General features: G+C 60.3%; 10 protein-coding genes. 3 read left to right on the top strand and 7 right to left on the bottom strand.

The window, feature by feature from the left end:
* Positions 1–11 precede the first annotated feature (11 nt).
* On the top strand, positions 12–506 hold the full coding sequence (locus ACZ0A4_RS21880; protein WP_034153713.1) for a M48 metallopeptidase family protein: 495 nt from the start codon (positions 12–14) through the stop codon (positions 504–506).
* Between the two features lie 24 nt (positions 507–530).
* Entirely contained in the window at positions 531–827 is a 297-nt protein-coding gene (locus ACZ0A4_RS21875; RefSeq protein WP_016987242.1) for a winged helix-turn-helix domain-containing protein, read from the top strand.
* Positions 828–1,014: 187 nt separating this feature from the next.
* Here ACZ0A4_RS21875 and ACZ0A4_RS21870 read toward each other — a convergent pair whose 3' ends face one another.
* Entirely contained in the window at positions 1,015–1,467 is a 453-nt protein-coding gene (locus ACZ0A4_RS21870; RefSeq protein WP_127930071.1) for a GNAT family N-acetyltransferase, read from the bottom strand.
* Between the two features lie 255 nt (positions 1,468–1,722).
* Between ACZ0A4_RS21870 and ACZ0A4_RS21865 the strand changes: the two genes are divergently transcribed.
* Positions 1,723–2,460: a substrate-binding periplasmic protein gene (locus ACZ0A4_RS21865; RefSeq protein ID WP_463576344.1), complete on the top strand. Its 738-nt coding sequence runs from the start codon at positions 1,723–1,725 to the stop codon at positions 2,458–2,460.
* 121 nt (positions 2,461–2,581) lie between these two features.
* Here ACZ0A4_RS21865 and yccS read toward each other — a convergent pair whose 3' ends face one another.
* From yccS to ACZ0A4_RS21835, 6 genes are all read right to left on the bottom strand, one after another.
* Positions 2,582–4,774, bottom strand: coding sequence for a YccS family putative transporter (gene yccS, locus ACZ0A4_RS21860; RefSeq protein ID WP_463576343.1), 2,193 nt, complete (start codon positions 4,772–4,774; stop codon positions 2,582–2,584).
* A 223-nt stretch (positions 4,775–4,997) separates the two neighbouring features.
* Entirely contained in the window at positions 4,998–6,176 is a 1,179-nt protein-coding gene (locus ACZ0A4_RS21855) for a BaiN/RdsA family NAD(P)/FAD-dependent oxidoreductase (protein WP_463576342.1), read from the bottom strand.
* Between the two features lie 152 nt (positions 6,177–6,328).
* Positions 6,329–7,666 (bottom strand): ATP-dependent RNA helicase DbpA, encoded by a 1,338-nt coding sequence (gene dbpA, locus ACZ0A4_RS21850; RefSeq protein ID WP_230669476.1) that lies wholly within the window; start codon positions 7,664–7,666, stop codon positions 6,329–6,331.
* Positions 7,667–7,794: 128 nt separating this feature from the next.
* Complete coding sequence (gene mdtD / locus ACZ0A4_RS21845; RefSeq protein ID WP_095121436.1) at positions 7,795–9,222, bottom strand: multidrug transporter subunit MdtD; 1,428 nt, start codon at positions 9,220–9,222, stop codon at positions 7,795–7,797.
* A 154-nt stretch (positions 9,223–9,376) separates the two neighbouring features.
* Positions 9,377–10,714, bottom strand: coding sequence for a TldD/PmbA family protein (locus tag ACZ0A4_RS21840; RefSeq protein ID WP_463576341.1), 1,338 nt, complete (start codon positions 10,712–10,714; stop codon positions 9,377–9,379).
* A complete protein-coding gene (locus tag ACZ0A4_RS21835) occupies positions 10,714–12,156 on the bottom strand; it encodes a TldD/PmbA family protein (protein WP_463576340.1) in 1,443 nt (480 codons plus the stop codon). The genes ACZ0A4_RS21840 and ACZ0A4_RS21835 overlap by 1 nt, the downstream gene beginning before the upstream one ends.
* Positions 12,157–12,257 lie beyond the last annotated feature (101 nt).

Genomic DNA, 12,257 nt, shown 5'->3' with positions numbered 1-12,257 from the left:
GTCGCTTGTCCATGACTGTGTTGAAGTACCTCCAGGCCTATCCCGCGCAATTGCAGGATCAGGTGCGCCAACTGATCGCTGAAGGGCGTCTGGGTGAATACCTGAATCAACGCTATTCAGGGCGACACGACGTGCAGAGCGACAAGGCCTTGTACAGCTACGCGCTGGACCTGAAACAGGAATACCTGCGCAACGCCCCGGCCATCGACAAGGTACTGTTCGACAACCGCCTCGATCTGACCCACCGCGCACTGGGTCTGCACACCACGGTGTCGCGGGTGCAGGGCGGCAAGCTCAAGGCCAAGAAAGAGATTCGTATCGCCTCGTTGTTCAAGGACGCCGCGCCGGATTTTCTGAAAATGATCGTCGTGCATGAACTGGCGCACTTCAAGGAATCTGATCACAACAAGGCGTTCTATAAATTGTGTGAGCACATGCTGCCGGGGTATCACCAGGTCGAGTTTGATCTGCGGGTGTACCTGACGTGGCGGGATATGCAGGCTTAACAGTACGCAATCAGGAAGGTGGGGATGGACGTCAGCAAGACCAAAAGCAGTTTCTACCGCCGCTTGTATGTGGCGTACCTGATCGACAGCGGTCTGGCGCCGAGTGTGCCGACGCTGACCGAAGTGACCGGCATGCCCCGGCGCACGGCGCAGGATACGATTGCCGCGTTGGCGGATCTGGATATCGTCTGTGAATTCGAGCAGGAAGAGGGCGCGCGTAATCACGCCGGGCGCTATCGGATTCGTGAGTGGGGGGCGATTGATCGCGGGTGGATCGAGCGCAATTTGCGGCAGATCAGGGCAGTGCTTGAGTATCCCTGAAAAGAGCCCCTCACCCTAGCCCTCTCCCGGAGGGAGAGGGGGCTGATTGGGGGATATTGGAGAGATACGCCGACGTGAGCGAATTGCTGTGAATCCATAATCGACGCGGTTTTTCAGGTCGGTGGATAGCGTCAGACAACTCGGTCAGTCCCCTCTCCCCCTGGGAGAGGGCTAGGGTGAGGGCTGTTCAGGGGCGACGCATCCCAATGTGCGGAATATCATCCTCCAGATATTCCTCACCCGCCACGACAAACCCGTACTTGCCGTAATACCCCTGCAAGTGCGCCTGCGCCGACAGATAGATCGGCACTTGCGGCCAATGCTTCTCGGCCTGCTTCAGCGCCTGTTCCATCATTTCGTGCCCCAGCCCTTTGCCACGACCTTGCGGTGCGGTAATCACGCGGCCAATCACCACGTCGCCACCCTGGGATTCCGGATCCAGCAGGCGCAGGTAGGCCATCAACTGGTCATCTTCCCAACCCATCAGGTGATAGGTATCGCCTTCCAGATCCTGACCGTCGAGGTCCGGATAAGCGCATTTCTGCTCTACGACGAACACGTCCGAGCGCAGCTTCAACAGCGCGTACAGCTGTTCCTTGCCCAGATCACTGTGATGTTTGCAGACCCACTCGATTGTCATTTTTCGATTCCTTGAACGTGTCGCCCGATACTAAGCGCCTGCGGCAAAGATGTCTGTATGGCGTAAGAGTCTGTGACAAAGGTCAAAATGCCATCATTCCTTTCTCGCAGCCTCGGCGACTTTGTGTAATCTGCAGAAGAGCGCTGTGCACTGGCTGCAATGAGCTAATGTTAGGGCCTGGGTTTTGCCGGTAAGGGGCCTTGGGGTTTTGGCTGAAAACATGCCGGGCAACCTGCCCGCTAAGGATTTTCAAGCATGCCGCGTTTGCATCGAGCCTTTGCTTTGACTGGATTGCTCTTGCTGGCTCAGACCGCTGCAGCGGAGAAGCTGCGGCTGGTGTTTGATATCTGGCCACCCTTTACCGACGACACGCTGGTCAACGGCGGACTGGCCACCGACATTGTCAGCACTGCGCTGGCCCGGGCCGGTTATGCCAGCGGTTATGAGCAGGTGCCGTGGGCGCGGGCGCTGCTTGGCGTTGGCGAGGGCCGCTACGATGTGTTGGTCAACGCCTGGTACAACGACGAGCGAACCAGGCTCGGCCAGTTTTCCGGGGAATACCTGCTTAACCGCATCCGCTTTCTCAAGCGCAAAGACACGCCACTGGATTATTCCAATCTGCAGCAACTGCACACGTACCCGATTGCGGTGGTGCGCGGCTACGCCTATTCGGCGCCGTTCGATGCCGACACGGCGATGCAAAAAGTCCCTGTGCATAACTTCGCCATGGCTGTGCGCATGCTCGCGGCGGATCGAGTCAAGTTGACGCTGGAAGATGAGTATGTGGCGAAGTATTACCTGGCGCGGGAATCAGCCAAGGTGCGCAACTCGGTGGAGTTTTTGCCCAAGCCGTTGAGTGAGAACAGTCTGCATATATTGGTCAGCCTGAAGAATCCGCAGCATGAGCAGATTGTTGCAGGGTTTGACAAGGCGATTGCGGCGATGAAGGCGGATGGGAGTTATGACAAGTTGCTTCGCCAGCATGGCATGTGAGCGTTGATCCAGCATTTTCTGTGGGGCTGATGGCCTCTTCGCGAGCAAGCTCGCTCCCACATTGGATTTGTGAACGACACAGAACAACTGTGGGGGCGAGCCTGCTCGCGAAGACGTCCTGTCAGCCAGCGCCAACCTCACCGGTGTCCTTGATCAGATGCGCCGCCAACGTCCGCAACGGCCCCAACTGCCGGCAGATCAACGCCAATTGCGTCTGCACCAACCGCTGCCCCTCATCAATCTCATCAGGCATCTGTTCCAGCTCATTGGCCAGCGCTTCTTCCTCGTCACTCTGAATCGCCACCGGCTGCTTGTTCGCCAGCCCTTGGGCAATTTCGTCGATGCTCGTCGCCAGTTTCACCCCGGCGCCATCAATCAAATGCTCACGCACATCGGCCGGCAACTGAGTCTCGCGATGCGCACCAAGCCCTGACAGATAACTCAACAACGTGTGTGACAGCACCAGAAAGCGGAAACCGACATCCGCTTCCTTACGGAAATGCCCCGGCTCCATAAGCATGTTCGCCAACGTCGTCGACAACGCTGCATCAGCGTTATGCGCATTGCGCCGGGCCAGCCGATAGGCGAGGTCGTCGCTCTTGCCAGCGGCGTATTGCTGCATGATCTGGCGCAGGTAGATGCTGTTGCAGGTCAGGGTGTTGGCCAGCACTTTGTTCAGCCGTCGGCCCTGCCAGTCCGGCAGGAACAGAAACACCGTCAGGCCTGCGATCAGGCTACCAAGCAAGGTATCGAACAGCCGAGGCAGGAACAGCCCGTAACCGTCGCCGACCTGGTTGAAGCAGAACAGCACCATGATGGTGATCGCCGCCGTCGCCAGGGTGTAGCGGGTGGTGCGGTTGGTAAAGAACACCACGCCGGCAGCGATGGCGAAGCATGACTGCACCAGCGGACTCGGGAACAGATCGAACAGCGCCCACGCCACGGTCAGGCCGATGGCGGTGCCGAAGATCCGTTGGCCGAGCTTGCGCCGGGTCGCGCCGTAGTTCGGCTGGCAGACGAACAGGGTGGTGAGGATGATCCAGTAACCCTGCGACGGGTGAATCAAATGCACCATGCCGTAGCCGATACTCAGCGCCAATGGCAGGCGCAGGGCGTGACGGAACAACAACGACGTTGGCGTCAGTTGCGTGCGCAGGCGAATCCAGACGTCCTTGAGGTTGCGCGGTGAGCGGTCGAGCAGGCTGCTGTCGGTCGCATCGGCCAAGGCATCGGGGTTGCTCGCGTCGCTGAGCAAACGGTCGAGGGTGCCGAGGTTGGCGGCCAGTGCGCGCAGCGAGCGCAGCAAGCCGCGCCAGGCCGGATTGCTCTGGATGCGCAGATGTTCGAGGGAGGCATCGAGGTCGCTCAGGGCCTCGGCGAAACTCGCGTCGTAAATGAACGGCTGGCGCATCTGGATCGATTCGGCCAGCGCCCGACAGGCTTTGCCTTGCTGGCGCAACAGGCGTTGGCAGCGGAACAGCACGTCACTGTGGAAAAACGCTTCGGCCAGCGCGTTGTAGGGATAGTGCGAGGAGCTGGCGCGCTCGTGGATATCTTGAGCGAGGAAGTACAGCTTCAGGTAGCGGCTGACTTTCGAACCGGGGCGGCCGTTGCCGACGCGGTGCAGGATGATTTCCTTGGCACTGTTCAGCGCCGCCACCACGCGACCGTTCTGCTGGGCCAGTTCCAGCCGCCGCGCCTCCACATCCATTTGCCGGATCGGCTCGAACAGCGAGGATTTCAGCTTCAGGTAAAAGCCCAGTTCGCGGAATAACCGTGCCAGACTCTGCTGCACCGGCTGGTTGGAAAACAGCGCCTGCCACAACACCGAGAGCAAGCCGTACCACGCCGCACCCGCCACCAGCAACATCGGCTCGTGCCAGAAATCGGTGACCGCGCCGCCGCGCTGATCCACACCGATCATCGTGTACACCGACAGAATCAGCGTCGCCGAGGCAATCGCGCCATAACGCTCACCCAGCGCACCGAGCATGGTCAGGCCGAAACTGGCCAGCGCCAAGGCAATGGCAAACACGATGGGGTAGGGGAAGAGCAATTCCACCGACAGCGCGGCGATGCTGAAACACACCAGCGTCACCGCGAGAGCGTTCAGGCGGCCCTGCCAACTGTCGTCGGTTTCGGCCAGGGCGCTCGCGATAATCCCCAGGAACAACGGGATCAAAAGGCCCATTTCATCCTGATACCAACACAGCGCCATGCTGCCGGTCAGGGCGATGAACACCCGCACGCTGTAGCTGAATTTATCCAGCGCCCACAGGCGCCGCAAAGACTGACGAAACGAGGTCGAGGACATGAAGTGCGAAGGCCTTCCGAGGCGATGCCGCTAAATTGAGCCAGTAATGACGCCGACGCAATGGCGCCGATCACATCTGACAGCAAAAAGTGTTCCTTTTACTTACACCACAAACCACTGTGGGAGCGAGCTTGCTCGCGAATGCGATGTGTCAGTCACCACAATGTTGACTGAAAGACCGCATTCGCGAGCAAGCTCGCTCCCACAGGGTTTTGTGTATTGATCAAGCGTACTGCGCAGCAGCGTAACCAGAGGCCCAGGCCCACTGGAAGTTGAAGCCGCCCAGATGTCCGGTGACGTCGAGCACTTCGCCGATGAAATACAGGCCAGGGCTTTTCAGCGATTCCATGGTTTTCGACGACACTTCGCGGGTATCGACGCCACCCAGCGTTACCTCGGCCGTGCGATAACCTTCAGTGCCCGCCGGCACGACTTTCCAGCTGCCGAGCTTGTCGGCGATCTCCGCCAGCTCCGCGTGGGTGTACTGCTTCATCGGCTTGGACACAAACCAGTTGTCCGCCAGCAGATTGGCCATCTTCTTGGTGAAGATTTCACCGAGCAAAGTTTTCAGCTCGCTGTTCGGGCGTTCGGCCACTTGCTGTTGCAGCCAGCTCGCCGCGTCGTGATCCGGCAGCAGGTTGATCTCCACCGTGTCGCCGGATTCCCAGAACGAAGAAATCTGCAAAATCGCCGGGCCACTGAGGCCACGGTGAGTGAACAGGATGTTCTCGCGAAAGCTCTGGTCGTTGCAGCTGACCAGACAATCCACCGAAGTGCCAGACAGCTCGGTGCACAACTCCTTGAGCTGATCGGTGATGGTGAATGGCACCAGACCGGCGCGGGTCGGCAGCAATTCGTGGCCGAACTGCTTGGCGACCTGATAACCGAAACCAGTGGCGCCCAGCGTCGGGATCGACAAGCCGCCGGTGGCGATCACCAGCGACTGGCACTGGATCTGACCGAGGGTGGTGTCGAGCAGATAACCGCTTTCGACCTTCTCGATGGTCTGAATCGACGTGTCCATATGCAGCTCGACGCCGGCCTGATCGCACTCGGTCAGGAGCATTTCGAGGATGTCGCTGGATTTGTTATCGCAAAACAACTGGCCGAGTTTTTTCTCGTGGTAGGGCACGGCATGTTTGCCGACCATGCCGATGAAATCCCACTGGGTGTAACGCGCCAGTGCGGATTTGCAGAAATGCGGGTTCTGCGAGAGGAAATTGCTCGGCTCGGTGTACATGTTGGTGAAATTGCAGCGGCCACCGCCCGACATCAGGATTTTCTTGCCGGCCTTGTTCGCGTGGTCGAGCAGCAACACCTGCCGCCCACGCCCGGCAGCGGTCAGTGCACACATCAACCCAGCGGCGCCAGCGCCAATGATCACGACTTCGGTAGAGCGCAAAACGGTGTCCTCATGGTGGGTCGCTACAAAACAAACTGTGGGAGCGAGCTTGCTCGCGAAAGCGGTGTGTCATTCAACGTGATGTCGACTGACAGATTGCATTCGCGAGCAAGCTCGCTCCCACAGGGGATCTTCGTTAGTTGGAAGATCGGTTACAGGATACGTACGCGCAGCGAACGGCCTTTGATCTTGCCGTCGTTCAGGCGCTGCAAAGCCTGCATGGCCACGGTGCGGTCAACGGCTACATAAGCCTGGAAGTCGAAGATCGCGATCTTGCCAACCTGTGCACCGGGAATTCCGGCATCGCCAGTCAGCGCGCCAAGAATGTCGCCTGGACGAACCTTGTCTTTACGGCCAGCACCGATACACAGCGTGGTCATCGGCGGCTGCAGCGGGGCGAGTCCCTGGGACTTGAGGTTATCGACCTGATCCCAGTTCAGCGGCGATTTCTGCAGTTGTTCGATGGCTTGCGCACGGTGCGCTTCGCCCGGAGCAACCAGGCTGATCGCGATGCCCTTTTCGCCAGCACGACCGGTTCGGCCAACGCGGTGAATGTGGATTTCCGAATCGCGGGCCAGTTCGACGTTGATCACCATGTCCAGCGCATCGATGTCCAGACCACGGGCGGCGACGTCGGTGGCGACCAGTACCGACGTACTGCGGTTGGCGAACATCGCCAGCACCTGATCGCGATCACGCTGTTCCAGATCGCCGTGCAGGCCGACGGCGGAAATGCCTTTGGCGGTCAGGTGATCAACGGTTTCCTGCACTTGCTGCTTGGTGAAGCAGAACGCCACGCACGACGCCGGACGGAAGTGGTGCAGGACTTTGGTCACTGCACTCATGCGATCTTCCGGGGAAATCTCGTAGAAACGCTGCTCGATCTGCGTGTCATCGTGGAACGCTTCGGCTTTCACCGTTTGCGGGTCACGCATGAATTTCGACGCCAGTTGCTTGATGCCCACCGGGTAAGTGGCAGAGAACAGCAGGGTCTGACGGCGCTCCGGGGTCTTGACGATGATGTCTTCGATGGCGTCGTAGAAACCCATGTCGAGCATGCGGTCGGCTTCGTCGAGGATCAGCGTGTTCAGGCCATCGAGGACCAGCGAACCCTTGCGCAGGTGCTGCTGAATACGGCCCGGAGTGCCGACGATGATGTGCGCGCCGTGCTCCAGCGAAGCGATCTGCGGGCCGAACGACACGCCGCCGCACAGGGTCAGGACCTTGATGTTGTCTTCGGCACGGGCCAGACGACGGATTTCCTTGGCGACCTGGTCGGCCAGCTCACGCGTTGGGCAGATCACCAGTGCCTGGCAACCGAAGTAGCGCGGGTTGATCGGGTTGAGCAGGCCGATGCCGAACGCGGCGGTCTTGCCGCTGCCGGTCTTGGCCTGGGCGATCAGGTCCATCCCCTTGAGGATCACCGGCAAGCTCTGCGCCTGGATCGGCGTCATCTGGGCATAACCGAGGGATTCGAGGTTAGCCAGCATGGCGGCGGACAGCGGCAGAGTATTAAAAGCGGTGGCGATGGTGGTCACGGGACTGGCCTGCAAAACAAAATGTCGCGCAGTGTAGCAGCCCCGTGCCACTTTCTTCGAAAGTTCTGGACGAACAGCGGTTAATGTTCGATGTGTTCTTCCGGGCGTTTGGCGCGGCGGCCGTCTTCTTTCGACAGCTGCGAGAAGATTGTCGCAGCGAGCATCGCCATGATGCCGACGGTGACGAAGGTCAACTGGAACGCACCGAGCACGGTTTCCACGCCATCGTTGCCGACTTCTGCGGTAAAGCCGCCGAGCAACGCACCGGCGCAGGCAACCCCAAGACTCAGCGACAACTGCGCGACCACCGAGAGCAAGCTGTTGCCGCTGCTGGCGCTGGCGTCATCCAGGTCGATCAACGTCACGGTGTTCATCGCCGTAAATTGCAGCGAGTTGATCGCGCCGAGAATCGCCAGCAGGCACAGCAGCAGCCAGTACGGCGTCTGCTCGCTGACCAGGCCCATGCTCGCCAGCATGATCCCCAGCGCCAGCGTATTGCCGGTCAGCACGATGCGATAACCCAGACGCTCGATCAGCGGCCGCGCGACCCATTTGGCAATCATCGCCGCAGCGGCCAGCGGCAGCATGCTCATCCCCGCTTGCGACGGTGAATAGCCGAGCGCCACTTGCAGCAGCAACGGCACCAGAAACGGCAATGCACCGCTGCCCAATCGCGCAAAGAGGTTGCCGAGAATGCCAACGGCAAAGGTGCGGGTCTTGAACAGCGACGGCGCGAACAGCGGGTTTTCAATATGCCCGGCACGCAACCAGTACGCCGCCAGACAGGCCATGCCGCCGAACAGCAGCAACATTACGCGCAGGTGCGGCAAGTGCAATTCGCCGAGGCCTTCCATGGCGATGGTGATCAGGATCATCGCCGCGCCGAACAACAGGAAACCCAGGCTATCGAAACGCGTGCGCTCGGTGCCGCGCAGGTCGGGAATGAATTTCCACACCGCGTAGCAACCGATCACGCCGACCGGCAGGTTGATTAAAAAGATCCAGTGCCACGTCAGGTATTCGACCATCCAGCCGCCCATGGTCGGGCCGATCAGCGGGCCGAGCAGGCCGGGGATGGTGATGAAACCCATGATCCGTACAAGTTCGGAGCGCGGATAAGCGCGCAGCACGACCAGTCGCCCGACCGGCAGCATCAATGCGCCGCCCAGGCCTTGAATGACGCGGGCACCGATCAGCATGCTCAGGCTGCTCGACAGCGCGCAGAGCAGTGAGCCGAAACTGAACAGCAGAATCGCGCCGAAGAAGATTTTCTTGGTGCCGAAGCGGTCGGCGATCCAGCCTGAGGCGGGGATCAGCAGCGCCACGGTGAGCATGTAGGCGATGATCACGCCCTGCATACGCAAGGGATCTTCGGCCAGGTCGCGGGCCATGGCCGGCAGCGCGGTGTTGAGGATGGTCCCGTCGAGGGACTGCATGAAGAACGCAATGGCGACGACCCACGGCAACCAGCGGGCGGTGATGGCGTCGAGAGGCGGGCGGTTGGGCATGGAACCTCTTGTTGTTGGAGTTAATGCATATCCATTGTCGAACGCGGTCAGTGTGGGAGCGAGCTTGCTCGCGAAAGCGGTAGGTCAGTCGCCATCAATGTTGAATGACATGGCCTCTTCGCGAGCAAGCTCGCTCCCACAGGTTTTTGCGGTGTTACAGGGTCAAGGTCAAACGGCTGACCAGCGCCCCCGGCAGCAATGCCGAGGAGGTATTGCGCTGGCTATACGTACTCGCCGACAGCAACAACTCACGTTCGGCGGTCAACGCTTCCAGCTGCGAACCGAGCAGGCTGTAAGCGCTGTCGTCAAAACGCATGGTGCTGACCGGCGCCTGAATCTCGCCGTTCTCGACCCAGAAAGTCGCGAAGCGGGTCATGCCGGTCATGCGCGCTGCCGGTTGATCCGAGTAGTTCAGGTACCACAGGTTGCTGATGTACAGCCCGGTGCCCAATTGCTTGAGGATCTCTGCTTGCGACAGATCACCGGCGGCCATGTTCAATGCACTTGGCATTTCACCGCCGCCGGCGCCGTTGGCGGTCAAACCGTATTCGGCGGCACTGCGTGAGCCGACCAGTTGATCGCCAGCCTTGCCTTCGACGATCAAACGCAGATCGCTGCGCGGATACCCTTCGCCGGAAAACGCCGGGCTCAGCGATTCGCTGACTTTTTCGTCCAGCGACACCAGCGGACTGAACGCCTGATCGCCGACATACAGCTTCTGCAACGGGCTGCTCTTGCTGGCGATCGACTGCGCCGAGAAACCGCCCCAGCTCAGCATGCCCATGATTTCTTCCAGCGCTGCCGGTGCCAGGTACGCGCGGTATTGTCCTGGCGCCAAGGTGCGCAGCGGACGACCGAGAAACTCCAGTTGCTCGCGTGCCTGAGCAAAGCGCTTGGCGAACCCTTCGCTGTTCCAGTCATGCCCGGCGTAGCTGGCTTTCACCGCTTCACCGTTCTCGTGAAACAGGCTGAAATCGAAGTTGAAGCTGTTGGCCTGATGCCAGCCAAACGCCCCCGAAGAACTGGCGAAACCACGACTGATCGGACCGGCAGCATAAAAGCCGACCAGATCCAGACCTTCAGCGGCTGCGCAGATTTCATCCACCACTTGTTCAGTGTCCGGCAGCGGGTGTTCCTGCACATTCTGGCTCTGCCAGCCATTGTGATTGAGCAGCAGATACGGATCCTGCGGCAGCAACGGCAAGGTTTCGCGCAGTTGTTGCAGGCCTTCGGCGAGGCGCTGCAGATCGCCTTCCTGGTCGCCGGACAGGGTGACTTGCAGGTCGGCGTGACGCCCGTCGTTGATCAGTTTCAGAACGATGTTGGCCTGTTGCACTTGCCCGGCCTGACGCACCTTGGCGTGGTTGAAACGCACGAAGGCCGAGGATTCGGCGGCAAAGCTGAGGGTGAACTGTTCCGGCTCGCGCACGCTGTCGCGCAGCCAATTGACCATGACCTTGAAGGCGTCGGACTGACTCTTCGAAATGCTCATCAGGCGTCTCCCCCAAACACATCAACGTTGCTGAATACGCAGGCCGGCGAAGCGTGGCCGACGCGGATCACCTGGTTCGGTTCGCCCTTGCCGCAGTTCGGCGTGCCCAGCACCTTGACGGTGTTGGCGTCGCCGACGGCGCGCAGGCTTTTCCAGAAGTGCGCGGAAATTGCCCGGTAGTTCGGATTTTTTACCACGCCTTTGAGTTCACCGTTCTCGATCAATTGGCCCCATTCACAGCCGAACTGGAATTTGTTGCGCGCATCGTCGATCGACCATGAACGGTTGGTGCTCATCAGAATGCCGTGCTCGATGCCTTCGATCAGTGTGTTCAGCGGCTGGTCGCCCGGTTCGATATTGAGGTTGGCCATGCGGTCGATCGGCGGACGGTTCCAGCCGCAGGCGCGGCTGTTGGCGACGCCATCGAGACCGGCGCGGAACTGCGACAGTGCACCGCCCAGTGGACGCAGCAGCAAACCATCGCGAATCAGGAATTGTTTGCTGGCCTTGCTGCCGTCGTCATCATGACCGTAGCTGGCGAGTTCTTCGGGGATGCCCGGATCGAAGGTCACGTTGAGCAGTTTCGAGCCGTATTGCAGGCTGCCGAAGTCGCTGGCTTTGACGAAACTGGTGCCGGCGTAATTGCGCTCGTCGCCGAGGATGCGGTCGAGTTCCAGCGGGTGACCGATGGATTCGTGTATCTGCAGCATCATCTGATCCGGCATCAACAGCAGGTCGCGCGGGCCTTGCGGGGTGTTCGGCGCGAGCAGCAGTTGCAAGGCTTGATCGGCGACCTGCGGGCCGGCGCCGATCAAGCCGCAACGGCTGATCACGTCAGCGCCGCCCTGTTGGCCGAAGTTCTCGCGGCCGAGGCTGCGGGTCTGGCTGTCGTTGCCGTCGTAGGCAGTGACGTCGAGGCCTGGATAGACGAAGCGCTGGGCCTGGCGCAATTGCGCCCCGGCGCTGCTCAGGTAGATCTGCTCGACGTGAGTGATGCCGATGCTCACTTGCCAGTTCACCAGGCGCTCATCCTTTGGCACCGAGGCGGATTCCGCGCCGAGCAGCTCAAAGCATTCGCTCAGGGACGGGAAGGCTTGTTCGAGATTGGGCGAAAAGTAATCAGCGCGATCGCTGGACACTGGCTGATCACGCAGGTCGAGCAAGGCGTGCGGCTTGAGCCGGCGGGCTTGCAGCTCGGCGCGTTCAAGCGCCGCTTGCAGGCCTTGTTGCGAGAGGTCGTTGGTCGCCGCGTAGGCCTCAACGCCATTGACACGAACAGTGAGCATCGCGCCTTCGTCGCGGCTCAGGCTCGGCGGTTCGGCGACGTTTTTGCGTACCGACAGGTACTGGCCGGACTCGCGTACATACCGCAGGGAAAAAAACTCAGCGCCCGTGCGCAAGGCAGCGAAGCGCTGCTTGAGCTGGGGGTGGAAATCGAACATTCGGGAACCTCCTTGTCAGGGGGAAGCGGTAGAGCAGCGGCGGGGAGGGGGTGAAACGGTTGCGCGAGGTCTAGAGTAGGCCTGCGTGGGGGTAGGATCAA

The organism is Pseudomonas sp. AC172 (assembly GCF_979258595.1).
This window is presented reverse-complemented; position numbering and strand designations above follow the sequence as displayed.